Origin of the sequence: Novosphingobium sp. APW14 (genome assembly GCF_032337075.1) — a bacterium.
Lineage (GTDB): Bacteria > Pseudomonadota > Alphaproteobacteria > Sphingomonadales > Sphingomonadaceae > Novosphingobium.
Map to the genome: position 1 here is coordinate 1 of NZ_JAVYAB010000007.1, position 24,143 is coordinate 24,143.

A 24,143-nucleotide genomic window follows, 5' to 3' on the forward strand; every position below is an offset into this window, starting at 1 on the left:
ACGATCTCCGCTTCACGCAGCTTGCCAATGATGTCTTCCGGCTTGTGCTTTCTTGCCATTCCATTCCTCCTTCGTGGCCATTCCTAAAATAGAAATTGGGCCACTCAGAAGGGGGCAGATCAAATGCTTGTTGAGCGAACCTTCGTGTCCTTGTTCGCGCAGCAGGCGCGGAATCCGGATGCTCTTCTTCTTGCGCGGGCCGCGCCGCGGGCGCGCGGCGGCCTGCGGCGCATCGCCTGCCGTGCTCATGATCAGTGCTCCTTGGGAAAGCGGCAGGCCGATCCGAATCGGTCTATCGCGATGTTCTCAATATGTACCGAAACAGCGTTACAATGTCAAGAACAAATAACCAAAATGGTTAAGTGAGCTCGTGCTTGCCGGCTCGGTCCAGCCCCTCTAAACAGCCCGCAACCAAGGGGATCGCTATGCTACGCCGCCTGTACGACTGGACCATGGCCAAGGCCGCCCACCCGCACGCCGAATGGTGGCTGGCGCTGTTTGCCTTTGTCGAGGCGAGCTTCTTCCCGATCCCGCCACACCCCTTGTTGGGGCTGATGTGCCTGGCCGAGCCCAAGAAGGCGATCCGCTTTGCCCTGATCGCCACTTTTGCCTCGGTGGCCGGGGGCCTGCTTGGCTATGCAATCGGCCACTTGCTGTTCGATACGGTTGGCACCCAGTTGCTCGCGCTGCTGGGCCTGTCGGACAGTTTTCCCAAGGCGGCATGCTACCTGCGCGAATACGGCGCGGAGATCATCATGATCAAGGGGGCGACCCCGATCCCGTTCAAGCTGCTGACCCTTACCGCCGGCTTCATTGCCATGCCGCTCGTGCCGTTCATCCTGGCCAGCATCGTCAGCCGGGCGATCAGCTTCATGATTGTTGGCGTGCTGTTCCGCCTGTTTGGCGCTCCGATCAAGGCCTTCATTGACAAGTACCTGGGCCTGGCGACGGCCGGCTTCGTGGCCGTGGTGGTCGGGGGCTTCATCGCGATTGCCTATCTCGGCGGTGGTGGGCAGCAGTCGAGCGCCAAGTGCGCGGCCGTGACTGCGCTGCAGCCATGAGCGAAGCCCGCATACAGCTTTACCACTGTGCCGATGCTCGCTCGTTCCGCGCGCTCTGGGCGCTGGAGGAACTGGGCCTGCCTTATGATCTGACCCTGATGCCGTTTCCGCCGCGTGCAAGGGTAGAAGGCTATCGCGATGTGAACCCGCTTGGCACGGTCCCTGCCTGTCTGATCGATGGCCAGCTGATGACCGAAAGCGCGGCGATCCCGCACGTGCTCGCCACCCGCTTCGGCCCATCCGATCTCGCGCTTTCGCCTGAAGAGCCGGACTATCCCAGCTACATGAACTTCCTGGTGATGGGCGAGGCGACGCTGACTTTCCCGCAGACGATCCACCTGCGCTACACCCGGCTTGAACCGGGCCGCTGCCCGGAAGCGGCGGCGGACTATGCCCAGTGGTTCGGGGCCCGCCTACACAACGCGATCAAGCTGATGGGGCCGGAATTTGCCTGCGCTGGGCGTTTCACCATGGCCGACGTTTCGCTGGGCTATGCGGTGATGCTGGCCTTGTCGACCGGGCTGGAAGCACAGGTGCCCGAAGCGGCCATGGCCTATCTCGACCGGCTGAGCCGCCGCCCCGCCTTTCAGCGCGCCAAGACAGCGCAGGGTAACGAGTCTAGTCTGTGATCGGCACGGTGTAATTGAGCCCGAGCCGGCCACCGTCGGGGTAGATCGTTTGGCCAGTCAGGTAAGAGCTGTCATCGCCTGCAAGGAACAGCGCGACTCCGGCGATTTCATCCGGCGTGCCGCAACGGCCAAGCGGGGTGCGGCTTAGGATCCGTGATCGGGCTGCTTCATCTTCGGCCAGAATTCCGGCGAGCATTTCCGTTTCGATTGAGCCAGGGCCGATCGCGTTGACCCGGATGCCCTTCGCGGCCAGCGCCAGCGCGGTGACATTGGTCAGCTGCTTCATCGCCCCTTTGGAGACGACGTAGGGAATCTGGTTGGGGATCGCGAGCACAGCATTGACCGAGCTCATGTTGATTACTGCCGAACCCGGCCCCATCAGCCGCGCCGCGGCCTGGGTGCCCCACAGTGCCGACTTGAGGTTGGTGGCGAAGACCCGGTCAAAGTCGTCCTCGGTCAGGTCATCAAGGTTCGCCGCATGGGTGATCCCGGCATTGTTGACCAGCACGTCCAGTCCGCCCCACAGCTTGGCTGCCTGGGCAATCAGCGCCTCGACCTCGGCCTTTTTAGACACATCAGCGGCAAAGGCCTGCTGGCTCAGCTCTGCCGCCAGTGCTGCCACCCGCGGACCGTCGATATCGGCCAGCAGCAGGCTCGCACCCTCGGCGGCGAAGCGCTGGGCAATGGCCTTGCCGATCCCCTGCGCCGCGCCGGTGATGACGCAGCGTTTGCCGGCCAGGCGCATCAGATGATCCCCACGGCCTTTCCGGCGCGCTCGAACATGCCGATGATGGTCTGAACCTGCTCCGCCGTGTGTTCGGCGCAAAGCGAGCAACGCAGCAGGGTCATGTTGGCGGGGGTGGCGGGCGGGCGGGCCAGGTTCACGTAGAGCCCTTCCTTCAGCAGCGCCTCCCACATCGCCGCACCCTTCTCAAGGTCGGGCATGACCACGGCGATGATCGCCGATTGCGGCTCGGTCGTGCCCAGCTGGAAGCCGGCCTCGGTGAGCCCCTTGTGCAGGACCTTGGAATTCTCCCACAGGTGCGCCCGCTTGTTGCCGGCGTGCATCAGCTTGCGGATCGAAGTACAGGCGGTTGCGACCACGCTTGGCGGGAGCGAGGCGGTGAAGACATAGGGCCGGCAGACCAGCCGCAGGATTTCGAACTTCGGGTGGTTGGACACGCAGAAGCCGCCCACCGTGCCGACCGACTTGGAAAAAGTGCCGATCACGAAATCAACATCGTCGAGTACGCCCTGGTCCTCGGCCACGCCGCGTCCGTTGGGGCCGATGAAGCCCATCGAGTGCGCCTCGTCGACCAGCACCATTGCGCCGTGCTTCTTGGCGACGGCGATCATTTCCTTGAGCGGGGCAATATCGCCCAGCATCGAATAGACGCCTTCCAGCACGACCAGCTTGCCCGCACCTTCGGGAATGCGGCCCAGCCGCTTGTCCAGCGCCTCGATGTCATTGTGCTTGAACGGCACCACTTCGGCATCGCCCATCTTGCAGCCATCCCAGATCGAGGCATGGCTATCGATGTCGAGCACGATGTAATCGCCCTTGCCGGCCACGGTGGAGATGATCCCGAGGTTGGCCTGGTACCCGGTCGAGAAGACCATGGCATGGTCCATCCCGTAAAATTCCTTGAGCGCCTCTTCCACGGCCTTGTGCCCGGCATAGGTCCCATTGAGCACGCGGCTGCCGGTGGTGCCGGCTCCGAATTCGTCGAGCGCTTGCTTCCCCGCCGCGATCACGTCGGGGTCAAAGGTCATGCCCATGTAGTTGTAGGTGCCCAGCAGGATCGTCTGGCGCCCGTTGCAAATCGCCTCGGTCGGCGAGACGACGCGCTCCATCACCAGGTTGAACGGGTCTTCCTGGCCCTGCGACAGCAGGTTGGTGCGCAGCTCGATCAGCGGGTCGAACTTGGAGAACAGGTCAGTCATTCTTTTTTCATCCCCAATTCCCGCTCAGCCTGAGCCTGTCGAAGGCCCGACGGTGTGGCACTGTGCTTCGACAAGCTCAGCACGAGCGGGCGCAGTCCTTATCCTTGCAGTTTAACCACGGCATCGATCAGCTGGCCGTAATTCTCGATCTCGGCCTGCTGGTTCATGCTGATGATGATGTCGAATTCGTCCTCAATCGCAGCCACGAAATCCATCACGGTAAGGCTGTCGAATTCCAGGTCACCGGCAAAGGTGCTGGCTTCGGTGATCTCAACGCCCTTCTTGTTGAAGGGTTCGATGATCGCGGCGATCTTTGCGGCGGTTGCGGCGCGGTCCATGTTCTTATGCTCCGATAGGATTTGCGGCGCTCTGGCCGATGAATGGGGCGGAAAAGCGGCGTAAGCGCTGAAAAGTCAAGCTGGGGCCTTTTCGACCAACCCTTTGACCGCCGCCATGAACGGCCCGATCGAGACGGGCTTGGCCAAATAGCCTTCGGCCCCGGCATCGCGAATGCGTTCTTCATCGCCCTTGCCGGCATAAGCGGTGACGGCCAGTACCGGGATTGCGCGCAGCACGGCGTCGGCCTTGGCGGATTCGATCAGATCCAGCCCCGAAACATTGGGCAGCTGGATGTCCATAATGATGAGGTTGGGAACAAAGCTGCGCGCCTTGTCGAGTGCCTCGAGCCCGTCGGCGCAGGGTTCCACGGCATAGCCCTGGCTTTTCAGCACGTCGCAGAACAGCTTGCGGTTGAGGTCGTTGTCCTCGACAACCAGGATGCGCTTTGCCATGCGCAAAGCCCTACACTGTTACGCCAGAGGCCTGCAATTCTTCGCGACACCAAATCCCCGGACGACCCGCACGCCCTGGCGCTTGCTGCGCTCGGTTGGGTGTTGTCTGATGGTCCGCGCGCCGAACGGCTGCTGGCCTTGACCGGCATGACCGTCGATACGCTGCGGACCGGGCTGGGCGATCCGGCGGTCCTGGCGGCCGTGCTCGATTTCCTGAGCGCCCACGAACCTGACCTTTGTGCTGCCGCCGATCATTTGGGGGTTGCGCCGCTGGCCCTGATCGCGGCACGGGATGCACTGACATGACGAAACCGCTGATCATTTCCGACTGCGACGAAGTGCTGCTGCACATGGTCGTTCCCTTTGCCGAGTGGCTCAACGAGACGCAGGGCGTTACCTTTTCGATGGTCGGCAACGATTTTGCGAAAGCGGTGCGCTGGAAAGACAGCGGCGAGCTGGTGGAAGGCCCAAAAATCTGGGAATTCCTGCAGGGCTTCTTCGATAACGAGATGCACCGCCAGACCCCGATTGCCGGGGCGGTGCAGGCGATGAACACCCTGGCCGAGCATGCCGACGTGGTGATCCTGACCAATCTGACCGACAACCACAATGCGGCCCGCGCCCAGCAGTTGGCCAATCACGGCATTCATGCCCGCGTCTTCACCAACCAGGGTCCCAAGGGCCCCGCCTTGCAAGCCATCCTTGATGAATACCAGCCGAGCCATGCGGTCTTCATCGATGACCTGCCGCAGCATCACGGCTCGGTAAAGGAAATCGCCCCCCATATCGACCGGCTGCACCTTTGCGGCGAGCCAACCCTGGCCCCGCATATTGCCTGTGCTTTCGAGGCTGGCCACGCCCATGCCCGGATCGATACCTGGGATCATGCCCTGCCGTGGCTGCTGACACGAATTGGAGTGAACGCATGACAGACGCTGAAGTTGACGCAAAGCTGGCCGAACTGGGTCTGACCCTGCCGCAAGCCGCCGCCCCGGTGGCAGCCTATGTGCCAGTGGTTGTCTCGGGCGGGCACGCGTTTGTTTCTGGCCAGGTCTCGTTTGTCGATGGCGCGCTGGTGAAGGGCCGGCTGGGCGATGACCTTTCGGTCGAAGACGGGGTTCGCGCCGCCCAGGGCTGCGGATTGATGATCCTGGCCCAGCTCAAGGCCGCGCTTGGTTCGTTCGACCGCGTCGAACGGATCGTCAAGCTGGGTGGCTTCGTCAATTGCACCGGCGATTTCACCGACCAGCCAAAGGTGGTGAACGGCGCTTCGGAACTGATGGTCGCCGTCTTTGGTGAAGCTGGCAAGCACGCCCGCGCCGCTGTGGGTGTGCCGGCGCTGCCGCTGGGCTGCGCGGTTGAAGTGGATGCTATCGTTGCCCTTCGCGGCAATTGATAACTGGCTCAGCCCGCCGCCGAACCCGGCCAAGGTCGGCTGGCTGGGGCAGTGTGGTTATGCCCATCGCGGCCTGCATGGGGCAGGATTGCCTGAGAACTCCCCTGCTGCATTTGCGGCCGCGATTGCCCGCGGGATGGGGATCGAATGCGATATCCAGCTATCAAGCGATGGCCTGGCGATGGTCTTCCACGATGCCACGCTTGATCGCCTAACCGCCGAACAAGGCCGACTGGCTGACCGCAGCGCGGCAGAGCTCGGCCGGATAAAGCTGACCGCTGGCGACGATACGATCCCGACCTTGCGGCAATTGCTCGATCAGGTGGCCGGCAAGGTGCCGCTGCTGATCGAAATCAAGTCGCCCAAGGGCAAGCCCGAACGGATTCCTGCGTTGTGCATGTCAGTCCGCAGGGTCCTTGAAGGTTACCAGGATCCGCATGCGATCATGAGCTTTGATCCCCGGATTGTCCGGTGGTTTGCAGCGCACTCGCCGCTTACCGTGCGCGGGTTGGTCGTGACCGAAGAGAATGACAAGGCGCTGCCCGGGATGGTCCGGCGCTACCTGTCACTGTGGCATGCGCGCCCGGATTTCCTGGCTTATGATGTGCGTGACTTGCCAAGCCGTTTCGCTGCCGCTCAGCGCAGGCGTGGACTTCCGGTCACCACCTGGACGGTTCGTAGTCCCGAATGCCGCGAAAGGGCAGCTGCCCATGCCGACGCCCCGATCGCGGAGGGCGCGGGCGTCGCGTGAGCGTTGCATTTGAAGCCCGGATCGCGCGCGGCGTTGGCGAATTGCCGGCGGACGAATGGGATGCACTTATTGCGGGAAACCCCTTCCTCTCCCATGCTTTCCTGACCGCGCTTGAGGATTCCGGATCGGTCGGCCCCGGCACCGGCTGGGATGCCGTGCCGATTACGATTGCCGGTGCCGATGGCAGGATCGCGGCGGCGCTGCCGGCCTATCTCAAGGCGCACAGCCAGGGCGAGTATGTCTTCGATCACGCTTGGGCAGATGCCTGGCATCAGGCTGGCGGCAGCTATTACCCCAAACTTCAGATCGCTGTGCCCTTCACCCCGGCGACGGGACCACGCCTGTTGCTCGCCGATTCGGCACTGGCCGCGCCTTTGCTCCGCGCGGCCGAGCAGGTCTGCGAGGACAACGGCCTGTCCTCAGCCCACGCCACCTTCATCGCGCCCGAGCAGGTTTCGCTGTTCGCGGCGGCCGGCTGGCTGCTGCGCAGCGATATCCAGTTCCACTGGGAAAACCGCGGCTATGCGAGCTTTGACGATTTCCTGGCTGCACTATCCAGCCGCAAGCGCAAGGATATCCGCAAGGAACGCGCTGCGGCGCAGGAAGGGGTGGAGATCCGCCATCTGACCGGTGCGGCAATTCTGCCAGAACACTGGGATGCCTTCTGGACATTTTACCAGGATACGGGGTCGCGCAAGTGGGGCCGCCCTTACCTGACCCGAGAGGCCTTTACCCTTCTGGGCGAGCGGATGGCGGACAAGATCCTGCTGGTCATGGCCTTCATTGAAGATCGACCGGTGGCCGGGGCACTCAATTTCATCGGCGCCGATGCACTTTATGGGCGTTATTGGGGGGCTGTGCTCGACAAACCCTTCCTGCATTTCGAGCTGTGTTATTATCAGGCCATCGATGTGGCGATTGCCCTTGGCCTCATGCGCGTGGAAGCTGGCGCGCAGGGAGGGCACAAATTGGCGCGCGGCTATGAACCAGTCGAAACCTGGTCAGCTCATTATATCGTCCATCCCGGCTTCCGCACGGCTGTGGCCGATTTCCTTGACCGCGAGCGGCAAGGGGTGGCGCAGGACCGGCTCTACCTGGCCGAGCGTGCGCCGTTTCGGAAAGAATAGATCTTAAGCGGCCTTGCGGGCGGTCGCGGATAGCCACTGGCGTGCCCGGCGCTGGGCTTCGGCGATCTCGCGTGCGGTCATTTCATCGGAAATGTCGGTGCGGCACATGGCGGCTTCGGCATGGCCCGAAGCAGCGGCCAGATTGAACCACTTGTGGGCTTCGATCAGGTCGCAATCGACGCCGTGACTGCCGGTCGAATAGGCAACCCCCAGATCATAATAGGCGCTGACATCGCCTTGGGCTGCCGCGGCGAGACAGGTTGCAACCAGCAAATCTTCACTCGTGGTTTCGACAGCTTCGCTCGTCCCGAACGCGGCGGCGTGGATCCAGTTGGTGCTCATCTCTTTGACCCCTGTGTTTACGCCAAACAGCGCGTTCGGCGGACCTCGCAACTCTTGCGGATCGTGCTCAACAAAAGGTTAACGTGCGCAAAAGTCTTTTTGCAGACAGTGACCTGGGCGGTGAACGGGCTCGCCAAACCGGCCCCGCGGTGCGACCAGACACGACCATTGTCGCTTGTGCGGCGGCATGGCCGCCACTATAGGCCCGGCAAACGCCGGCGTCGGTGGCCTACGGGAAAACCCGGGGCGGCGGGGACCTCGCGGGTTCGGCTGGTGTCAGGTGGAGAGTTTATGGCGACGATTCTCGGCGATGAAATTGACGTTCTTGCCAAGGCAAAGCGGGCGATCGCGGGTGATTATGTGCCCAGCGAAGCCGAAGAATACATGTGCGAAGCGCAGCTCGATTATTACCGACGCCTGCTGCTTGAATGGAAAAAGCTGATCCTTTCTGCAGCACAAGATACGTTGCAGCAGCTTCAAGAAGGCCCAATCCGCGAACCTGACCTTAATGACCGTGCCTCAAGCGAAACCGACTGGGGCATCGAATTGCGGACCCGGGATCGCCAGCGCAAGCTGATTGCCAAGATCGATTCGGCGCTGCGCCGGATCGAGGAAGGCGAATATGGCTATTGCGAGGTGACGGGTGAGCCAATTGGACTTGGCCGCCTTTCTGCCCGGCCGATCGCCACCATGACGGTTGAAGCCCAGGAAGCCCACGAGCGGCGGGAAAAGGTCTCCCGCGACGATTGATCCGGACAAATCGTCGTGCCGCGTTAACCGCTTGTTTGCCGTTGTCCTTTAGCCTTCCACCATTCCGCTCCAGCTATTCGGGGCGGACGGGTCGCTCCGGTTAGGCTTCGAGTGGGACTATGGTTACGGCTATGGGCGGAAACGAGCATCGACAGATTGTGCGCGACAGCCTCTTTCTATTGGCTGATTTGCGTATCGATGGTGTCAGCGGTGATCACAAGATTCGTGTCCGGAATGTCTCCGCCGGCGGCCTGATGGCCGATGGCGGCCCGGCAGTTCAGCGCGGAGCGGTCGTGTGGGTCCAGCTGCGCAATATCGGCTGGGTTGAAGGCACGGTTGCCTGGGTTCAGGATAACCGTTGCGGCATCGCGTTCCGGGACGAGATCGACCCCAAGCTCGCCCGTGCGCCGGTGGGCCAGGGAGAGAGCACTCCGCGCTACGTGCGCCCACCATTGGCGACCATCGAGCCAAGCCAGCTGCGCAAGATTTGACCGATCGTAATCAGCGGCGCGATTAGGCGCTGTTGGTTGTGACCGTAATCGGTTAGGTGCCGGGAACGATGACTCCGCGCCTGTTGTCCAGTCTGTTCGGACCTGTTCTGGCCCTTCTCGTGGCCGGTTGTGATACTGCGTCCGATCGCCCTGTCGAAGTGGCCGTGATCGGGGATCCGGGTTCGCCGTTCGTCGGCGGTGCACGTTTGCCGCTGGCGGCGCAGCTTGTTCGCTCGGCCACAGCCGAGGGACTGGTTGGTTTTGATGAGCAGGGCCGTGTCATCCCCGCTCTAGCCGACCGCTGGATCGTCACGGACGATGGCCTGAGCTACATTTTCCGTCTGCGAGACGGAACCTGGCCAGACAAGACCCCGCTGACCGGCGATTCGGCGCGGGCGGCATTGCAGCAGGCGATCGGCTCGGTCCGGGGCACGCCGCTTGGCGCAGACCTCGCAGGAATTGACGAAGTAAGGGCCATGGCCGGGCGAGTGGTAGAGATCCGTCTGCGTCAACCTCAACCCGATTTCCTGCAATTGCTCGCTCAACCGGAGTTGGGCCTGATGCGCAAAGGGCGCGGCGCCGGACCGATGCGCCAGACCCGCGAAAAGCGGGCGCTATTGCTGAAACCGATCCCACCCGAAGACCGCGGATTGCCGCAAACCGAGGACTGGGCCGAACGAAGCCGGAAACTTCGCCTTGTTGCAATGACCGCACCGCGGGCGGTTGAGCGGTTTAATGCGGGCGAGGCAGATCTTGTCCTGGGCGGCCGGCTGGCAGATTTTCCGCGGTTGGACGCCAGCGGAATTGCGCGCGGGGCGATCCGGCTTGATCCAGTGGCCGGACTGTTCGGGCTGGCGGTGGTCAACCCGCAGGGTTTTCTGTCCGCACCAGAACGGCGCGAAGCCCTGGCGATGGCGATCGATCGGGATGCTCTTGGCGCTACGCTTAACATTGGCGGGTGGATTGCGACGACCCGGATCGTCAATCCCGGCACCGGCGATGACAATGGTACCGTTGGCGAACGTTGGCCTGGCCAGTCGCTGGCCGAACGCCGCACCACTGCGTCCGCGCGTGTTACGCGCTGGGTCAAGAACGGAAAAACACCGCGATTGCGTATTGCCTTGCCGTCCGGGCCTGGCAGCGACCAACTGTTTGCGCGGTTGGCAGAGGACTTCAAGGCAATCGGGTTAGACGCGGTGCAAGTGCGCGATAGTGCCCCGGCCGACCTCCGGCTAGTTGACACGGTCGCGCGCTATCCTCGGGCCAGCTGGTTCCTTAACCAGCTGAGCTGCGCCAATATGCGGGTGCTGTGCAGCGCCAGTGCGGATCGATTGACTGGCCTGGCATTGGTTGAATCGGATCCGGCGAAGCGGGCCGATCTGCTTGCTCAGGCTGAAGCCCAATTGACCATCGCCAATAGCTACATACCACTGGGCGTGCCGATCCGCTGGTCGCTGGTCAGCGGTAAGGCAACCGGTTTCATGCCCAATCCTTGGAACATCCATCCCTTGATGCCGTTGGCGATGCTTCCCAAGTAGGCAAGGCGGGCGCTGTGACCTGCGGTAAAACGGGAATGCCAAACGATGGACACGCTCAAGCCTCCATCCCAGCCTGGCCGGCCCGAGCGGCTGATCGCTGACCTGCCCCTTGGCACAGATCCGCTTTCAGTGCGGCGAAGGGTGGAAGCGCTGGAGCGCATGCTTGAAGGGGCGGTCGCAATTCCGCTCTTGCGGCGCAAGGTCGGACTGGATGCCATCGTGGGTTTGATTCCCGTGGCAGGCGACCTTGTGACCGCGGCGATGGGCCTCTACCTTGTCTGGGAAGCCCGCAACCTTGGTCTGTCGCGCTGGCGTCTGTGGCGAATGTTGGCCAATCTCGGTTTCGATGCGGCACTTGGCGCAGTGCCTCTGGCAGGCGATCTTTTTGACCTGTTCTATCGCTCCAACACCCGAAATCTACGGATTATCCGTAGGCATTTGGACGAATATCACCCTGCGTCAAAACTGATCGAAGGCTAGTCCACTACTACGCAAATCGCCTGATTCCGGCCATTTACAGCAAATTAACCTTTCCTCTTCATTGGTCATATGGTTAATGACAGGTACTGACCCTGCTGAAGGGGTCATTGCTGACCACGGGGCAAAGGGGAACCACCCATGCGCGTACTGCTGATCGAGGACGAGCCGACAACGGCCCGGGCTATCGAATTGATGCTGACCACCGAAGGCTTCAATGTCTATTCGACCGACTTGGGCGAAGAGGGCTTGGATCTCGGCAAGCTATACGATTACGATATTATCCTCCTCGACCTGAACCTGCCCGACATGCACGGATATGACGTGCTGAAGAAGCTGCGCGTTGCCAAGGTCCAAACTCCAGTGCTGATCCTGTCGGGCATTTCGGAAATGGATTCGAAGGTTCGCTCCTTCGGATTCGGCGCCGATGACTATGTCACCAAGCCGTTCCACCGCGAGGAACTCGTTGCCCGCATCCACGCTGTGGTGCGCCGTTCAAAGGGCCATTCGCAGTCGATCATCCGCACCGGCAAGTTGGCCGTGAACCTGGATGCCAAGACCGTCGAGGTCGATGGCGCCCGTGTCCACCTGACTGGCAAGGAGTATGCGATGCTGGAACTGCTCTCGCTGCGCAAGGGCACCACGCTGACCAAGGAAATGTTCCTCAACCACCTGTACGGCGGGATGGACGAACCCGAACTCAAGATCATCGACGTTTTCATCTGCAAGCTGCGCAAGAAGCTGGCCCATGCCTGCGGCGGTGAAAACTACATCGAGACTGTCTGGGGCCGCGGCTATGTGCTGCGCGATCCGGGCGAAGAGGCCGTCGCGGCCTGATTGCTTCAATCGTGATGGCTAATCCGGCCCGTCTCCGCGTGAGGCGGGCCGTTTTCGTTGCGGCGTTCCGGGACAGCCGCTAAGCGCGCGCTCCATGACCGCGCACAAACTTGGCGATCCAACCACGATCAACCGCCTTTACGGCCGTTCGAAGGGCAAGCCCCTGCGGGCCGGCCAGCAAGAGCTGGTCGATCAACTGCTGCCGCAGATCGCTGTTCCGGCCGAGGGTGCGGTTACGGCCGAACGCCTGTTCGGGCAGGACTGCCCGCTCCATTTCGAAATCGGGTTTGGCGGTGGCGAGCACATGGCAGCGCGGGCCGATATGTTGCCCGATCACGGTTTCATCGGCGCCGAGCCCTTCATCAACGGCGTCGCCCAGGCGCTGGTCCACGTTTCGGGGGACCATGGTGCGCACCCGCCGCTCGGCAATGTCCGGATTCACCATGGTGATGCGCTGGAAGTCCTGCGCCGCATTCCCGACGGGTCGCTCTCGTTCCTTTACCTGCTCCATCCCGATCCCTGGCCCAAGGCGCGCCATGCCAAGCGGCGGATGATGAACGATGGACCGGTGGACCTGTTCGCGGCCAAGCTGAAGCCGGGCGGCGAATTCCGCTTCGGGACCGACCATCCGATCTACGTCCGCCACGCCTTGATGGTGATGCGGCGCCACGCTGATCAGTTCGAATGGCTGATCGACCAGCCGCAGGATTTCCAGAGGCGGCCGGGCGGCTGGCCCGAAACCCGCTATGAACACAAGGCACGCACCGTTTATGGCCACGAAGTCTGGTACTTCCGCTATCGTCGGCGCCCACTGACTGACGGCTGATCAACCAGCCACCGCAGGATAATTTCGCTTCGGCGCTGGCGTGAAAAACTTTCTGGCGCCTCCACTTGGCTAACTCTAGTTTTTTGATCGACAAATCCACTGCGGAGTCGGTCAATGGACCTTGGCGCAATCGATCTTGCCTATTTGTTGCCGTTCATCGGGGTGGGTTTCGCTGCTCAGCTGGTCGATGGCGCGCTGGGGATGGCCTTTGGGGTGATTTCGAACACCCTGCTCGTCGGCGTCCTGGGCGTGCCGCCGGCGCAGGCATCGCAGCGGGTTCATCTGGTTGAATGCTTCACGACCGCTACGTCCGGCATCAGCCATCTGCTCCACGGCAATATCGATAAACGCCTGTTCTTCGGCCTGCTTGTTCCCGGAGTGCTGGGCGGTATCGGCGGGGCCTATGTGCTGACCTCGCTTAACGCCGAAGTGGTTAAGCCCTTTGTGCTGGCCTACCTCGCCGGGGTCGGGCTCTATCTGCTGTGGCGCGGGCTGTTCTATCCGCCCAAGCTGCGCGAGGCCGGGTTGGTGGCGCCGCTGGGGCTGGTCGGCGGATTTCTGGATGCAGCCGGCGGCGGCGGCTGGGGTCCGGTCGTCACATCAAACCTGCTGATCCAGGGCGCCGATCCCCGCAAGGTCGTGGGCACGGTCAATTCCGTGGAGTTCTTCCTGACGCTGACGATCAGTGGTGCATTCATCTGGCACTTGGGCTTTGCCGATGTCGCCGGGGCCACATTGGGTCTGCTGATCGGCGGCGTTGCCGCAGCCCCGCTGGGTGCCTGGGCTGCCAAGCATTTCCCTCCCAAGACAATGCTGATCTTGGTCGGAATCGTGCTGACGCTGACCAGCAGTTACGGCGTCTACCGCGCCTGGGGTTGAGTGGACCAAACCCCGGCGCGGCAGATGCCGGTATCAGCCTGCCACGCCTGAAGCTGCCAGTACTGCCAGCGTCAGAATATCGGGTGCGATCGCGGTCATCGGGATAACCTGAACCGGCTTTTCCATCCCGATCAGCATCGGGCCAATCGTCGCATTGCCCGCCAGTTCGCGCAGCAGCTTGGCCGAGATGTTGGCCGATTGCAGCCCCGGCATGACCAGCACGTTGGCTGGCGCAGTCAGGCGGCTGAACGGATAGTTCTGCATGACTGTTGGGTTGAGCGCCGCATCGGGGGCCATTTCGCCTTCGTATTCGAAGCCGGGGTTTTCGGCATCGAGGATCGCAACGGCACCGCGGATCGAATCCAGCCAGCGCCCCGGCGGGTTGCCGAAGGTGGCATAGGACAGGAAGGCCACCCGCGGTTCATGGCCCAGACGGCGGGCGACGGCGGCGGTTTCCTTGGCGATGACAGCGAGTTCCTCGGCGCTCGGCCGCTCGTTCACGGTCGTGTCGGACAGGAACACCGTGTAATTCTTGCCGATCATCAGGTGGATGCCAAAGGGCAGGCGCCCTTCCTGCGGCTCCAGCACCTGCCGGACTTCACGCATGGTTTGCGCAAAGGTGCGGGTCTTGCCGGTGACCATGGCATCGCCAACGCCAAGCTTGAGCAGCAGCGAGGCAAAGACGTTGCGGTCCTGGTTGACCATGCGGCGCACGTCGCGTTCCAGGAAGCCGCGGCGCTGCAGCTTGGCATAAAGCGCCTCGACCATGGCAGGTACGTATTCGCTGACCGCCGAATTTTCGATCTGGTAGCTGTCCGGGTTCTCAACCCCCAATTCGACCAGCTTGGCCTTGACCTGTTCGGTCCGCCCCACCAGCACCGGCTCGCCATAGCCGAAATCGCGGTACTGGATCGCCGCGCGCAGGACGACCTCGTCCTCCCCCTCGGCAAAGATCACCCGCTTGGGATTGGCTTTCACCTGCTCGTAAACCTGGGTCAGGACCGAAGTCGTCGGGTTGAGGCGCGCCTTCAGGCTGTGGCGGTAGGCGTCAAAGTCCTCGATCGGCTTTTGCGCAACGCCGGTATCCATTGCCGCCTTGGCCACGGCAGAGGACACCACCTCCATCAGCCGCGGATCAAACGGAGCCGGGATGATGTAGTCGGTCCCGAACTGGTGCTTCTTGCCATAGGCTGCGGCTACTTCTTCCGGCACCTGTTCGCGCGCCAGCTCGGCAATGGCTTTCGCGGCGGCAATCTTCATCTCTTCGTTGATCGCGGTCGCCCGCACATCAAGCGCGCCGCGGAAGATGAAGGGGAAGCCCAGCACGTTGTTGACCTGGTTCGGATAGTCCGAACGGCCCGTGGCGATGATCGCATCGGGGCGCACCGCCTTGGCATCTTCCGGCCGGATTTCCGGATCGGGGTTGGCCATGGCGAAGATGATCGGCTGTTCGGCCATCTTGGCGACATATTCGGGCTTGAGCGCGCCAGCGGCAGACAGGCCAAGGAAGATATCGGCGCCGACCAGTGCTTCTTCCAGGCTGCGGGCCGTCGTGTCGATCGCATGGGCGCTCTTCCACTGGTCCATGCCGGACTCGCGTCCGCGATAGATCACGCCCGACCGGTCGCAGACGGTCACGTTCTCATGCCGCACGCCCATCGATTTGATCAGGGCGGTGCAGGCCAGCGCCGATGCGCCGGCGCCGTTGACTACCACCTTCACGTCCTTGAACTCGCGGCCGGTCAGATAACAGGCGTTGACCAGGCCGGCGGCGGCGATGATTGCCGTGCCGTGCTGGTCATCGTGCATGACCGGAATCTTCATCCGTTCGCGCAGGGCCTGCTCGATCACGAAGCATTCGGGCGCCTTGATGTCCTCCAGATTGATGCCGCCGAAGCTGGGCTCCATCATGGCTACGGCTTCAATGATCGCATCGGGATCTTCGCTGGCCAGTTCGATGTCGATCGAATCGACATCGGCGAACCGCTTGAACAGCACGGCCTTGCCTTCCATCACCGGCTTGGCAGCCAGCGCGCCAAGATTCCCCATGCCCAGGATCGCGGTGCCATTCGAAATCACGGCAACCAGGTTGCCGCGTGCTGTATATTCATAGGCATCGGCCGGATTGTCGGCGATCGCCTGGACTGGCACGGCCACGCCCGGCGAATAGGCCAGGCTCAGGTCGCGCTGGGTGGCCATCGGCTTCGATGCGATGATCTCGATTTTACCCGGGCGGATTGTCTTGTGATAGAACAAGGCTTCACGCTCGGTGAAGCTCACCTTGTTGTTCTCATCCCGCGGGTTCGTTTCGTCGGACACCGGTACCTCCATAGTCGAGGCCGCCCTAACGGAACTCGGCGTGACGGGATAGGGGAAAGCTGCCTTTGCCCGCTTGGGCGAATCGTCCGCAAGCGGCTAACCGTTTGGGATGAGTGGAGCAGCAACCCCCATGATGGCGCAGTACCTGGCGCTGAAGGCAGAGGCCGGGGATTGCCTGTTGTTCTATCGCATGGGTGATTTCTTCGAACTGTTCTTCGATGATGCCAAGCGGGCGGCCCAGATCCTCGACATCGCGCTGACCAGTCGCGGCGAACACATGGGAGTGCCGATCCCGATGTGCGGTGTGCCAGTCCATTCGGCCGAGGGTTACCTTGCCCGGCTGATCAAGGGCGGCTGCCGGGTGGCAATCGCTGAACAGACCGAGACCCCCGAAGAGGCGAAGAAGCGCGGTGGGTCCAAGGCGCTGGTCGCGCGCGACATCGTTCGTTTCGTCACCGCCGGAACCTTGACCGAAGAAGCCTTGCTCGAACCGCGGCGGGCCAATGTGCTGGCCGCGATCTGCGAGGTGCGCGGCACCTGTGGCATCGCTGCCTGCGACATCTCGACTGGCCGGATGGAGCTGGAAGAATGCCCGCCCGAGCGGCTTGGCGCGGCGTTGGCCCGGCTGGGGGCCAGCGAAGTGGTTGCCCCCGATGGCTGGGAGGCTTTCCCGCCCGATGGTATTGCGCGGCCGGTCGGCACCTTTTCCAGCGACGGCGGTGAGGCCCGGCTCAAGGCGGTCCACGGCGTTGCCACGCTCGATGGATTCGGGCAGTTTTCGCGCGCGATGCTGGCCGCGGCTGGCGGCCTGATTGCCTATCTCGAGCACGTTGGCCGGGGGCGTTTGCCTCTGCTGCTCCCCCCGGTTGTTCTGGGGCATTCAGCCCATCTCGCAATGGACGAGGCGACCCGCGCCAGCCTTGAAATCCTTGTCTCCAGTCAGGGTAGCCGCAAGGGTAGCCTGGTAGAGGCGCTCGACCGCTGTGTCACCGGGGCTGGCGCCCGGCAGCTAGCTGAAGACCTGGCCGCACCGCTGACCGATGCGGGCATGATCGCGGCGCGCCTTAACCTGGTACAATGGCTGCACGACGATGCCCTGCTGCGCGGGGATCTGCGCGCAGTCCTGCGCGCTGCACCGGATGTTGGCCGCGCGCTGGGCAGGATCGTGGCTGGCCGCGGCAGTCCGCGTGATCTTGGACAGTTACGCGATGGATTGGCGGAAGCGCGGCGCATTCACGACCATTTGCAGCACCGGCAGGACCGTCCCGAACTGCTTGATAGACTGCTGCCCGCGCTTGCCGGGCATGGTGCCTTGGTTGACCTGTTCAGCCGCGCACTGGTTGCCAGTCCGCCGACCGAACGCGGGCAGGGTGGTTATATCGCCGAAGGCTATGACCATGCACTCGACGAGTTGCGTCGCATCTCTGGTGATGCCCGCCGCGCGATTGCCCTGCTTGAAGCGAAGTACCGCGACCAGACCGGGATCGCTGCGCTCAAGGTGCGCCACAACGGGGTGCTTGGCTATTTCATCGAAGTGCCAGCGGGTCGGGCTGATCCCCTGATGGCGCCGGACAGTGGTTTCACACACCGCCAGACCATGGCTGGCGCAGTCCGCTTCAATGCCGTTGCCCTGCACGAAGAAGCATCGCGCATCGCCGAAGCCGGCGGCCGCGCCCTTGCGGCTGAGGAAGCCCATTTTGAAGACCTGGTCGCTATGGCAGTGGGCAGTTGTCAGGCCATTGCCGTCACCGCCGCGGCGCTGGCGCGGATCGACGTTGCCGCAGCCCTGGCCGAGCGGGCGGCGGAAGGCGGCTGGACCCGGCCCGAAGTGGTGGACGATGCCTGTCTCGAAATTTCTGGCGGACGGCATCCGGTGGTTGAAACCGCGCTAGCGGCCAAGGGTGAGCGGTTTGTTGCTAACGATTGCCACCTGTTGCCGCAGGATCGGCTCTGGCTGGTGGGCGGACCGAACATGGGCGGTAAGTCCACCTTCCTCCGCCAGAATGCCCTGATCGTGCTGCTCGCTCAGGCCGGCTGCTTTGTCCCGGCCCAACAGGCGCGGATTGGATTGGTCGATCGCCTGTTCAGTCGGGTCGGCGCCTCAGACAGTCTCGCACGCGGGCGTTCAACCTTTATGGTCGAAATGGTCGAGACTGCGGCGATCCTTGCGCAGGCGACTGAACGCAGTTTCGTCATCCTCGATGAAGTGGGCCGCGGCACCTCCACTTACGATGGCCTGGCTCTTGCCTGGGCGGTGGTCGAGGCCGTGCATGGGACCAATAAATGCCGCTGCCTGTTCGCGACCCATTACCACGAACTCGCGCGGCTGGCTGAAAGCTGCGAGGCACTTTCGCTCCACCATGTCCGGGCCCGGGAATGGAAGGGTGATCTCGTGCTTTTGCACGAGGTGACCGAAGGGCCTGCGGACCGTTCCTATGGCCTTGCGGTTGCCAAACTGGCCGGTGTGCCGGCTCCGGTGGTGTCGCGTGCTAAGGCCGTGCTGGAACGGCTCGAGAAGGGCCGGGCTCAGACCGGCGGCCTGGCCGCCGGGCTGGGTGATCTGCCGCTGTTTGCTGTCGCCGCCGAAGCCCGGGCTGATCTGGTTGATACCCTGCGCGAGCGACTTAAGGGTCTTGATGTCGATGCTCTCAGCCCCCGCGATGCGCTCGATTTGCTCTATGAGCTTAAGCTCCAGGCAGGCGCAGAGGACTAACGGAAGCCTTTGTTAACGGCCGTGGAGTAGTCTGGGCTTCATGTTCGGGCCCCGCATTACAACTGTCTTCCAAAGTCGCTGGAAAGCGGTGACATGGTCGCTGGGCATTCTGGCAACGGCCTATTGTTCGGTTCCCGCGCCCAACGACCCGGAACAGCAACCAGCCACGACGGCGCCCGCCCACCATTCGCCTTGGGCAAAGGACAACTGAGATGGGACGCCTGTTTCGGGACTGGCGCTTCGCACTGTTCTGGGTAGTCGGCATCAGTTTCATGGCCAGCGCTTTCGTCTCTGATAACGATGGCTATGAACAGTCGCTCGCTCGGCTGCGTGCGCAAGCGCCGATGCCAGCTAATGCCGCGGTGGCAAGAGCTACGCCGCAACCCCAACCTGCCCCTGCTGAGAGCGAGCCAGCCGAGGAGTTGGCCAAGTTCGGAGAGCCGCTGATGGATACGGCACCCTTTGATCCGAACCCGGTTGAACCCGCCCCGGCCGCTTCTGCCGTCCCGGCCGGACAGCCTAGCTTACCAGCACCTCTAGCTCCTTAGCGGTCCTGGCCAGGATCGCATCCTGCTGCCAACGTTCAGCAGCACGGCAGCTGGCAGCTTGCCCCAGAGCAGTGCGGCGCTGTCCATCGTCAGCGAGCGCGATTATGGCTTCGGCAAGCGCCGTCGCGTTGCCCGGGGGGACCGAAATGCCGCATCCCATTATTTCGCCATGAAGGCCGGTACCCGGGTCAGTGGTGGCGATCACGGGTTTGCCCGAGGCGAGCATGTTGGTCAGCTTCGATGGCAGGACTAGGTCAGCCGCACCCGCGATCTGCGGCAAGAGATGCAGGTCCGCCATAGTCAGCATGGCCCCCATTCGCCCTACTGGCTGCAGGTTGTGTAGCTGAATATTGCCAAGGCTGCGGGCCCGTTCAGCCAGTGCGGCTCGGTTCGGCCCCTCGCCACAAATTACGATGGCGATATCCTGGCGGTGCTGTAGCAGACATGCCGCATCGATCAGGATTTCGATCCCTTGCTTGCGGGCGATGTTGCCCGAATAGAGCGCAACTGTCTTGCCAGTCAGGCCCCATTCGCAGCGCAATTCATCGGCGCCGGCGGGGTCGCTGGCAAAACGGGCATCCGCCCAGTTGCGCAGTTCGAACTGCCGCTCTTGGGGGATGCCCTTTTCGCCCAGCTTGGCTAGCATTTGCGGACTGATCGTTGAAACCCGATCGCCCTGGCGCAGCAGCCACGCCTCAAGCCACAGTGCGATGCGCCCGTGCAGGCTATTCTTACGCATCAATCCAGTGGCGAAGGCGGCTTCAACCTCGAAGTCCTGGATGTGGATCCACAATCGTGCACCGCACAGCCACGCTGCCAAGATTGCCGTGATGACGCTGACCAATGCCGGGGCCACGCAGAACACCACCTGCGGACGATCGCGCAATGCAATCCGCACGGCGGGGACCATCGCCGAAATCGCAAAGCTGATCAGGTGGGCAAAGCGCCTGATGCCGGTTGGATTCCGCGGTACATAGTGTGGGCAGCGAACCAGCCGCACGCCATTTTGCTCGGCCTCAAGCCAGCCACCCGCATAGGCCGGGTCGGCGAGCCACTGGGGATAATAGGGCTTGCCGACGATCGCCGTGATGCGATGTCCTGACCGGACAAGCGTTTCACACAAGCCAGCCGTATAGGGCCCGATGCCGACTGGCTCCGGGGTGTAGTTGAGCCCGATGATGAGCAGGGAAGGCGGACCCATCGCCGTTCCTGATGGCCGGGGCTAGTTGCGTTTGGGCACGGCGAAGGTTCCGCTTACCCGTCCGCCCGTCTGAGCAGAACCGCGGCCATCGACACTGGAAATTCCGCTGTTGAGATCAATCACCAGCCGCCCCCCGTTCAGCGTGTCACTGCCCCGTCGCAGCGCCACATTGCCCGCCAGGGTGATGACCCGGCGGTTGAAATCATAAATCGCCGCGTCGCCGCGCGCGCTTTCATTGCCGCGATCGACCGAGACTCCGCCGGTCGCGTCGATCCGCTGAATCTGCAGACTGCCCTGGTCGGTAAAGGCCACGGTTGTGCGATCGGCAGACAGTTGCAGGTCACCTTGGCTGATCTTGACATTGCCGGCCAGAACGACGCGGTTCTGGCGGTCCTGCAGCTCGATCCGGTCGGCGGCATAGCTGACCGGGGCGTTGCTATTGTGCCCGCCCAGCGTCTGGGCATCGGACTGGCCAATCGCCAGCAGGCCGATCGCGCCAATCGCAAAGCCACCCAGCAGTGAGCGCAGGGCAAGGCGAGTCAGCGAAGCATCGGCCATCATGGCATCCTCAGTTCGCCCGGGGTCATAACCAGCCGGGCATTGCCTTCGAGCGCAATCGTGCGCGCATTGAGATCGGCTACTAACCGTTGTGCCGCAAAAGTGCCAGCCGGTATGGCGCCGCTGACCCCACCATCCCCAAGAACCCGCTGGCCTTTCAAATCGATAGCAACATGACCAGTGGTCATGCGATAGCCATCAGCAGCGGTGAAAGTGACGGGCCCCGCGACATCGACTGCTTCCCGGTCATAATCGTAATTGCCGCCCTGGGCAGACAGTTCGGCCGGGCCATCGTTCATCAGGATCCGCGCAACCATCCCCTTCATCCGCACGATGGGATCGGCGGCGGAAACCTGTACGGCGCTGGCCGCAGTCACGGTGAAGGGACGGCCTTCGTTGTCTTCGCCGCGGTACATCGCGTTGGCAACAACCAGCCGGTCATCCGTGGTCGCCACCTTGTTGCGATCCAGCAGGAAGCTTATTTCGCCGCGCGGAAACAGTGGGCCTAGGACCATGGCTGCTGCGACCACGCCCACGGCACCCGGCAGCCAGCGCGCCAGGATACGGATAAGCCGGTCATGCGAACCGCCCGGCGCGGCCCATTGGCGGCGCTGGTCGCGGATCCGGTCGGCTGCCTCGGTCATGCTGCGGTTCCTGTCACTCGGCTTACGCTTCGTGGCTGAAGATGTCCTTGTCGGGCCAGCCGGCGAGATCCAGCCGGGCGCGATGCGGCAGGAAGTCGAAGCAGGCCTGGGCCAGGGCCGTGCGCCCTTCGCGGTCCAGCCGTTGAACCAGGATTGCGTGCATGGCGTGCAAATAGCGCACGTCCGATGCGGCATATTCCAGCTGCGCCTCGCTTAGCACCGGGCCACCCCAGTCGCTCGATTGCTGCTGCTTCGACAGTTCCTTGCCCAGCAGTTCGCGGACCAGGTCCTTCAGCCCGTGGCGGTCGGTATAGGTGCGGACCAGCTTGCTGGCGATCTTGGTGCAGAACACCGGAGTGGCGGTAACGCCCAGGTAATGTTCGATCGCTGCCAGATCGAACCGAGCGAAGTGGAACAGCTTCACCCGCGAAGGATCGGCCAGCACCGCCTTGAGGTTGGGCGCGGCATAGTCCGAACCCGGGTTGAACCGCACCAGGTGCTCATCGCCCTGTCCGTCGGACAGCTGGACGACGCAGAGCCGGTCACGCGGGGTAATGAGGCCCATGGTCTCGGTATCAACCGCGATCGGGCCGGGGGCGAGGACGCCGGCGGGAAGATCTTCTTCGTGGAGATGGACAGCCATAAGGCTTGGTGCTTAGGCCGATTGGCGCGGCGATGAAAGCCCTGCTGTGGGAGCAAGATGGCGATGGCTATTGGCGATGCAGTTCCTGGATCATGGCGCGCAGTGCTTGGCCCGGTGCTGGCCAACCCCAAATCGCGACAGCTGGACAATTTCCTTGCGGCCGAGGAAGCGGCTGGAAAAGCAGTCTATCCTCCGCGCGGCACTTGGCTGGCCGCGCTCGATCTGACCCCGCTTGAAGCGGTCAAGGTCGTGATCTTGGGGCAGGATCCCTACCACGGCCCCGGGCAGGCCCATGGCCTAGCGTTCTCGGTGCAGGACGGGGTGAAGGTGCCGCCCAGCCTGGTCAATATTTACAAGGAGCTGGCCAGCGACCTTGGCCTGCCGGTCCCGCGCCATGGCAACCTGATCAAGTGGGCGCGGCAGGGCGTGCTGCTGCTTAACGCCGCGCTGACGGTGGAGGATGGCCAACCCGCCTCGCACCAGGGGCGCGGCTGGGAAGAGATCACCGATGCCGTGGTCGCCGCCGTTGCTGCCAAGGCAGAGCCTTGCGTGTTCCTGCTCTGGGGCAGTCATGCTCAGAAGAAGGCGCAGTCCGTGCCAGGGCTGATGAACAGTCACCACCTGGTCCTCACCGCACCGCATCCCAGCCCGCTCTCCGCGCACCGCGGTTTCCTTGGCTGCCGCCATTTCAGCCAGGCCAACGCCTTTCTTGAGGCGGAGGGGCGCGGGGGAGTGGACTGGGGGCTTTAACCCAGTCGCCGCAGGATCCCGTCCGCCAGCAGCGGACCCAGGTTGGGGCCTTGCTCGGGATAGAGGTAGGGTTCGATCAGCTCAGCCTCGATCACCGCAAGCCGCCCGTCCTCCAGCCGGACCATGTCGATCCGGGCATAGAGCGGGGGCTGGTCGAAGGGTAGCAGCGCCAGCACGGCTTCGGCGGCGGCGCGATCGGTCGGAGCCGGATCCAGCGGCAGCTCCACCCCGCCGTACAGCGTCTGGATCCTGTAATCGCCACCCGCCGCCCGTTTGAGCAGGGCGTGGCTCAAGATGCCATCGATAAAGATGAAGCTTTGCTCCCCTTCGGACTGGATCGCCGGCAGGAAGGGCTGGACCATTGCCGCCTGTTCGATTGACCAGTTGGCCGGCGGGGGATTGTCGCGGCTGAAGCTGTCCTGCCCGATCGCGCCTGCGCCGACCCGGCGCTTTACCACCACCCGGTCCGTGTTGAAGTGATCGAAGGCGGCCAGCACATCCGCAGGTCCGGCGCGTTCGGGCCACAATGTCGGGATGGTTACCGCCCCCCGCTCGCCCAGTTCCTTGAGGTAGAGCTTGTCCGAATTCCAGCGCACCACCGCCAGCGGATTGCAGACCGTGACACCAGCCTGCTCCAGTTCGCCCAGCCGGACGAGGAACTCGTCCTTGGCCTCGGTATAGTCCCACGGGGTGCCAAGGATCGCCGCGTCGAACTGCGCCAGCGTTTCAAGCGGTGCGCGCCAGTCGATGTCGGTCACTGTCCCGCGCGCACCCAGCCCGGCACGGACAGCCTCCAGATAGAGGTCGTGTTCAAAGGCATCGGGCCGCCGGGTGGGCGAACCCGGCAGCGTGGCCGGACAGGCAAGGAATGCGATCTTCATCACCGCCGGTTAGGCGGCGCAGGCTGGCTTGGGAAGAGGCTGCCGGC

The 24,143-nt window shown here is 63.1% G+C and carries 29 protein-coding genes; 17 read left to right on the forward strand and 12 right to left on the reverse strand.

What is annotated here, in order from left to right:
- Window positions 1-12 precede the first annotated feature (12 nt).
- The gene (locus RQP55_RS09670) at window positions 13-249 is read right to left on the reverse strand and encodes a hypothetical protein (RefSeq protein ID WP_315609986.1); all 237 of its coding nucleotides are present in this window, start codon (window positions 247-249) and stop codon (window positions 13-15) included.
- A gap of 176 nt (window positions 250-425) precedes the next feature.
- Between RQP55_RS09670 and RQP55_RS09675 the strand changes: the two genes are divergently transcribed.
- Window positions 426-1,061 carry a YqaA family protein gene (locus RQP55_RS09675; RefSeq protein WP_315609987.1) on the forward strand — a complete coding sequence of 212 codons (636 nt, stop codon included), beginning with the start codon at window positions 426-428 and terminating at the stop codon, window positions 1,059-1,061.
- Window positions 1,058-1,690: a glutathione S-transferase gene (locus RQP55_RS09680; RefSeq protein ID WP_315609988.1), complete on the forward strand. Its 633-nt coding sequence runs from the start codon at window positions 1,058-1,060 to the stop codon at window positions 1,688-1,690. Before RQP55_RS09675 ends, RQP55_RS09680 begins: the two co-directional genes overlap by 4 nt.
- Here RQP55_RS09680 and RQP55_RS09685 read toward each other — a convergent pair.
- The 4 genes from RQP55_RS09685 to RQP55_RS09700 all read right to left on the reverse strand — a co-directional run bounded on the left by RQP55_RS09685 (window position 1,680) and on the right by RQP55_RS09700 (window position 4,425).
- The gene (locus tag RQP55_RS09685; protein ID WP_315609989.1) at window positions 1,680-2,435 is read right to left on the reverse strand and encodes an SDR family oxidoreductase; all 756 of its coding nucleotides are present in this window, start codon (window positions 2,433-2,435) and stop codon (window positions 1,680-1,682) included. The two genes, RQP55_RS09680 and RQP55_RS09685, sit on opposite strands and share 11 nt — an antisense overlap.
- On the reverse strand, window positions 2,435-3,634 hold the full coding sequence (spt, locus tag RQP55_RS09690; RefSeq protein ID WP_315609990.1) for a serine palmitoyltransferase: 1,200 nt from the start codon (window positions 3,632-3,634) through the stop codon (window positions 2,435-2,437). The genes RQP55_RS09685 and spt overlap by 1 nt, the downstream gene beginning before the upstream one ends.
- A gap of 98 nt (window positions 3,635-3,732) precedes the next feature.
- Window positions 3,733-3,972 (reverse strand): acyl carrier protein, encoded by a 240-nt coding sequence (locus RQP55_RS09695; RefSeq protein ID WP_315609991.1) that lies wholly within the window; start codon window positions 3,970-3,972, stop codon window positions 3,733-3,735.
- A 75-nt stretch (window positions 3,973-4,047) separates the two neighbouring features.
- Window positions 4,048-4,425: a response regulator gene (locus RQP55_RS09700; RefSeq protein ID WP_315609992.1), complete on the reverse strand. Its 378-nt coding sequence runs from the start codon at window positions 4,423-4,425 to the stop codon at window positions 4,048-4,050.
- A gap of 36 nt (window positions 4,426-4,461) precedes the next feature.
- Between RQP55_RS09700 and RQP55_RS09705 the strand changes: the two genes are divergently transcribed.
- Genes RQP55_RS09705 through RQP55_RS09725 form a run of 5 tightly spaced genes read left to right on the forward strand, consistent with a single transcriptional unit; the run spans window position 4,462 to window position 7,699 of the window.
- A complete protein-coding gene (locus RQP55_RS09705) occupies window positions 4,462-4,731 on the forward strand; it encodes a DUF3572 domain-containing protein (protein ID WP_315610147.1) in 270 nt (89 codons plus the stop codon).
- A complete protein-coding gene (locus tag RQP55_RS09710; protein ID WP_315609993.1) occupies window positions 4,728-5,354 on the forward strand; it encodes an HAD family hydrolase in 627 nt (208 codons plus the stop codon). Before RQP55_RS09705 ends, RQP55_RS09710 begins: the two co-directional genes overlap by 4 nt.
- On the forward strand, window positions 5,351-5,821 hold the full coding sequence (locus RQP55_RS09715) for a RidA family protein (RefSeq protein ID WP_315609994.1): 471 nt from the start codon (window positions 5,351-5,353) through the stop codon (window positions 5,819-5,821). The genes RQP55_RS09710 and RQP55_RS09715 overlap by 4 nt, the downstream gene beginning before the upstream one ends.
- Window positions 5,793-6,572 carry a glycerophosphodiester phosphodiesterase family protein gene (locus tag RQP55_RS09720; RefSeq protein ID WP_315609995.1) on the forward strand — a complete coding sequence of 260 codons (780 nt, stop codon included), beginning with the start codon at window positions 5,793-5,795 and terminating at the stop codon, window positions 6,570-6,572. Before RQP55_RS09715 ends, RQP55_RS09720 begins: the two co-directional genes overlap by 29 nt.
- The gene (locus RQP55_RS09725) at window positions 6,569-7,699 is read left to right on the forward strand and encodes a GNAT family N-acetyltransferase (protein ID WP_315609996.1); all 1,131 of its coding nucleotides are present in this window, start codon (window positions 6,569-6,571) and stop codon (window positions 7,697-7,699) included. The genes RQP55_RS09720 and RQP55_RS09725 overlap by 4 nt, the downstream gene beginning before the upstream one ends.
- 3 nt (window positions 7,700-7,702) lie before the next feature.
- Here the strand turns inward: RQP55_RS09725 and RQP55_RS09730 are convergent, their stop codons facing one another.
- Window positions 7,703-8,041: a hypothetical protein gene (locus RQP55_RS09730; protein ID WP_315609997.1), complete on the reverse strand. Its 339-nt coding sequence runs from the start codon at window positions 8,039-8,041 to the stop codon at window positions 7,703-7,705.
- A 291-nt stretch (window positions 8,042-8,332) separates the two neighbouring features.
- On the opposite strand from RQP55_RS09730, the gene dksA reads away from it, so the two are divergent.
- From dksA to RQP55_RS09765, 7 genes are all read left to right on the forward strand, one after another.
- Window positions 8,333-8,791 (forward strand): RNA polymerase-binding protein DksA, encoded by a 459-nt coding sequence (gene dksA, locus RQP55_RS09735; protein ID WP_315609998.1) that lies wholly within the window; start codon window positions 8,333-8,335, stop codon window positions 8,789-8,791.
- 131 nt (window positions 8,792-8,922) lie between these two features.
- Window positions 8,923-9,282 carry a PilZ domain-containing protein gene (locus RQP55_RS09740; RefSeq protein ID WP_410000283.1) on the forward strand — a complete coding sequence of 120 codons (360 nt, stop codon included), beginning with the start codon at window positions 8,923-8,925 and terminating at the stop codon, window positions 9,280-9,282.
- Between the two features lie 68 nt (window positions 9,283-9,350).
- Window positions 9,351-10,820, forward strand: a complete 1,470-nt coding sequence (locus RQP55_RS09745) for an ABC transporter substrate-binding protein (RefSeq protein ID WP_315610000.1) — start codon at window positions 9,351-9,353, stop codon at window positions 10,818-10,820.
- A 45-nt stretch (window positions 10,821-10,865) separates the two neighbouring features.
- A complete protein-coding gene (locus tag RQP55_RS09750; protein ID WP_315610001.1) occupies window positions 10,866-11,300 on the forward strand; it encodes a DUF4112 domain-containing protein in 435 nt (144 codons plus the stop codon).
- Window positions 11,301-11,438: 138 nt separating this feature from the next.
- Window positions 11,439-12,134, forward strand: coding sequence for a response regulator transcription factor CtrA (gene ctrA / locus RQP55_RS09755; protein WP_147089957.1), 696 nt, complete (start codon window positions 11,439-11,441; stop codon window positions 12,132-12,134).
- Window positions 12,135-12,228: 94 nt separating this feature from the next.
- On the forward strand, window positions 12,229-12,960 hold the full coding sequence (locus RQP55_RS09760; RefSeq protein WP_315610002.1) for a tRNA (guanine(46)-N(7))-methyltransferase TrmB: 732 nt from the start codon (window positions 12,229-12,231) through the stop codon (window positions 12,958-12,960).
- A gap of 114 nt (window positions 12,961-13,074) precedes the next feature.
- A complete protein-coding gene (locus tag RQP55_RS09765; RefSeq protein ID WP_315610003.1) occupies window positions 13,075-13,839 on the forward strand; it encodes a sulfite exporter TauE/SafE family protein in 765 nt (254 codons plus the stop codon).
- Between the two features lie 33 nt (window positions 13,840-13,872).
- Here the strand turns inward: RQP55_RS09765 and RQP55_RS09770 are convergent, their stop codons facing one another.
- The gene (locus RQP55_RS09770) at window positions 13,873-16,158 is read right to left on the reverse strand and encodes an NADP-dependent malic enzyme (protein WP_315610004.1); all 2,286 of its coding nucleotides are present in this window, start codon (window positions 16,156-16,158) and stop codon (window positions 13,873-13,875) included.
- Between the two features lie 109 nt (window positions 16,159-16,267).
- On the opposite strand from RQP55_RS09770, the gene mutS reads away from it, so the two are divergent.
- On the forward strand, window positions 16,268-18,871 hold the full coding sequence (mutS, locus tag RQP55_RS09775) for a DNA mismatch repair protein MutS (RefSeq protein ID WP_315610005.1): 2,604 nt from the start codon (window positions 16,268-16,270) through the stop codon (window positions 18,869-18,871).
- Window positions 18,872-19,083: 212 nt separating this feature from the next.
- Complete coding sequence (locus tag RQP55_RS09780; RefSeq protein WP_315610006.1) at window positions 19,084-19,419, forward strand: hypothetical protein; 336 nt, start codon at window positions 19,084-19,086, stop codon at window positions 19,417-19,419.
- On the opposite strand, the gene RQP55_RS09785 is transcribed toward RQP55_RS09780, so the two are convergent.
- From RQP55_RS09785 to RQP55_RS09800, 4 genes are read right to left on the reverse strand one after another with little or no spacing between them, the layout of a single operon-like run.
- Window positions 19,391-20,620 (reverse strand): WcaI family glycosyltransferase, encoded by a 1,230-nt coding sequence (locus tag RQP55_RS09785; protein ID WP_315610007.1) that lies wholly within the window; start codon window positions 20,618-20,620, stop codon window positions 19,391-19,393. The genes RQP55_RS09780 and RQP55_RS09785 overlap by 29 nt on opposite strands.
- Window positions 20,621-20,641: 21 nt before the next feature.
- A complete protein-coding gene (locus RQP55_RS09790) occupies window positions 20,642-21,178 on the reverse strand; it encodes an LptA/OstA family protein (RefSeq protein ID WP_315610008.1) in 537 nt (178 codons plus the stop codon).
- Window positions 21,178-21,822, reverse strand: a complete 645-nt coding sequence (gene lptC, locus RQP55_RS09795) for an LPS export ABC transporter periplasmic protein LptC (protein ID WP_315610009.1) — start codon at window positions 21,820-21,822, stop codon at window positions 21,178-21,180. The genes RQP55_RS09790 and lptC overlap by 1 nt, the downstream gene beginning before the upstream one ends.
- A 22-nt stretch (window positions 21,823-21,844) precedes the next feature.
- Entirely contained in the window at window positions 21,845-22,465 is a 621-nt protein-coding gene (locus RQP55_RS09800; RefSeq protein ID WP_315610010.1) for a ribonuclease D, read from the reverse strand.
- Window positions 22,466-22,522: 57 nt separating this feature from the next.
- Between RQP55_RS09800 and RQP55_RS09805 the strand changes: the two genes are divergently transcribed.
- Window positions 22,523-23,215, forward strand: coding sequence for a uracil-DNA glycosylase (locus tag RQP55_RS09805; protein ID WP_315610011.1), 693 nt, complete (start codon window positions 22,523-22,525; stop codon window positions 23,213-23,215).
- On the opposite strand, the gene RQP55_RS09810 is transcribed toward RQP55_RS09805, so the two are convergent.
- Complete coding sequence (locus RQP55_RS09810) at window positions 23,212-24,096, reverse strand: hypothetical protein (RefSeq protein ID WP_315610012.1); 885 nt, start codon at window positions 24,094-24,096, stop codon at window positions 23,212-23,214. The two genes, RQP55_RS09805 and RQP55_RS09810, sit on opposite strands and share 4 nt — an antisense overlap.
- Between the last annotated feature and the right edge of the window lie 47 nt (window positions 24,097-24,143).

Excerpts from the sequence above, each read along its gene's own strand:
- RQP55_RS09670 (WP_315609986.1), bottom strand. The coding sequence starts at position 249 with ATGAGCACGGCAGGCGATGCGCCGCAGGCCGCCGCGCGCCCGCGGCGC.
- RQP55_RS09675 (WP_315609987.1), top strand. The coding sequence starts at position 426 with ATGCTACGCCGCCTGTACGACTGGACCATGGCCAAGGCCGCCCACCCG.
- RQP55_RS09680 (WP_315609988.1), top strand. The coding sequence starts at position 1,058 with ATGAGCGAAGCCCGCATACAGCTTTACCACTGTGCCGATGCTCGCTCG.
- RQP55_RS09685 (WP_315609989.1), bottom strand. The coding sequence starts at position 2,435 with ATGCGCCTGGCCGGCAAACGCTGCGTCATCACCGGCGCGGCGCAGGGG.
- spt (WP_315609990.1), bottom strand. The coding sequence starts at position 3,634 with ATGACTGACCTGTTCTCCAAGTTCGACCCGCTGATCGAGCTGCGCACC.
- RQP55_RS09695 (WP_315609991.1), bottom strand. The coding sequence starts at position 3,972 with ATGGACCGCGCCGCAACCGCCGCAAAGATCGCCGCGATCATCGAACCC.
- RQP55_RS09700 (WP_315609992.1), bottom strand. The coding sequence starts at position 4,425 with ATGGCAAAGCGCATCCTGGTTGTCGAGGACAACGACCTCAACCGCAAG.
- RQP55_RS09710 (WP_315609993.1), top strand. The coding sequence starts at position 4,728 with ATGACGAAACCGCTGATCATTTCCGACTGCGACGAAGTGCTGCTGCAC.
- RQP55_RS09715 (WP_315609994.1), top strand. The coding sequence starts at position 5,351 with ATGACAGACGCTGAAGTTGACGCAAAGCTGGCCGAACTGGGTCTGACC.
- RQP55_RS09720 (WP_315609995.1), top strand. The coding sequence starts at position 5,793 with ATGCTATCGTTGCCCTTCGCGGCAATTGATAACTGGCTCAGCCCGCCG.
- RQP55_RS09730 (WP_315609997.1), bottom strand. The coding sequence starts at position 8,041 with ATGAGCACCAACTGGATCCACGCCGCCGCGTTCGGGACGAGCGAAGCT.
- dksA (WP_315609998.1), top strand. The coding sequence starts at position 8,333 with ATGGCGACGATTCTCGGCGATGAAATTGACGTTCTTGCCAAGGCAAAG.
- RQP55_RS09740 (WP_410000283.1), top strand. The coding sequence starts at position 8,923 with ATGGGCGGAAACGAGCATCGACAGATTGTGCGCGACAGCCTCTTTCTA.
- RQP55_RS09745 (WP_315610000.1), top strand. The coding sequence starts at position 9,351 with ATGACTCCGCGCCTGTTGTCCAGTCTGTTCGGACCTGTTCTGGCCCTT.
- RQP55_RS09750 (WP_315610001.1), top strand. The coding sequence starts at position 10,866 with ATGGACACGCTCAAGCCTCCATCCCAGCCTGGCCGGCCCGAGCGGCTG.
- ctrA (WP_147089957.1), top strand. The coding sequence starts at position 11,439 with ATGCGCGTACTGCTGATCGAGGACGAGCCGACAACGGCCCGGGCTATC.
- RQP55_RS09760 (WP_315610002.1), top strand. The coding sequence starts at position 12,229 with ATGACCGCGCACAAACTTGGCGATCCAACCACGATCAACCGCCTTTAC.
- RQP55_RS09765 (WP_315610003.1), top strand. The coding sequence starts at position 13,075 with ATGGACCTTGGCGCAATCGATCTTGCCTATTTGTTGCCGTTCATCGGG.
- mutS (WP_315610005.1), top strand. The coding sequence starts at position 16,268 with ATGAGTGGAGCAGCAACCCCCATGATGGCGCAGTACCTGGCGCTGAAG.
- RQP55_RS09780 (WP_315610006.1), top strand. The coding sequence starts at position 19,084 with ATGGGACGCCTGTTTCGGGACTGGCGCTTCGCACTGTTCTGGGTAGTC.
- RQP55_RS09785 (WP_315610007.1), bottom strand. The coding sequence starts at position 20,620 with ATGGGTCCGCCTTCCCTGCTCATCATCGGGCTCAACTACACCCCGGAG.
- RQP55_RS09790 (WP_315610008.1), bottom strand. The coding sequence starts at position 21,178 with ATGGCCGATGCTTCGCTGACTCGCCTTGCCCTGCGCTCACTGCTGGGT.
- lptC (WP_315610009.1), bottom strand. The coding sequence starts at position 21,822 with ATGACCGAGGCAGCCGACCGGATCCGCGACCAGCGCCGCCAATGGGCC.
- RQP55_RS09800 (WP_315610010.1), bottom strand. The coding sequence starts at position 22,465 with ATGGCTGTCCATCTCCACGAAGAAGATCTTCCCGCCGGCGTCCTCGCC.
- RQP55_RS09805 (WP_315610011.1), top strand. The coding sequence starts at position 22,523 with ATGGCGATGGCTATTGGCGATGCAGTTCCTGGATCATGGCGCGCAGTG.
- RQP55_RS09810 (WP_315610012.1), bottom strand. The coding sequence starts at position 24,096 with ATGAAGATCGCATTCCTTGCCTGTCCGGCCACGCTGCCGGGTTCGCCC.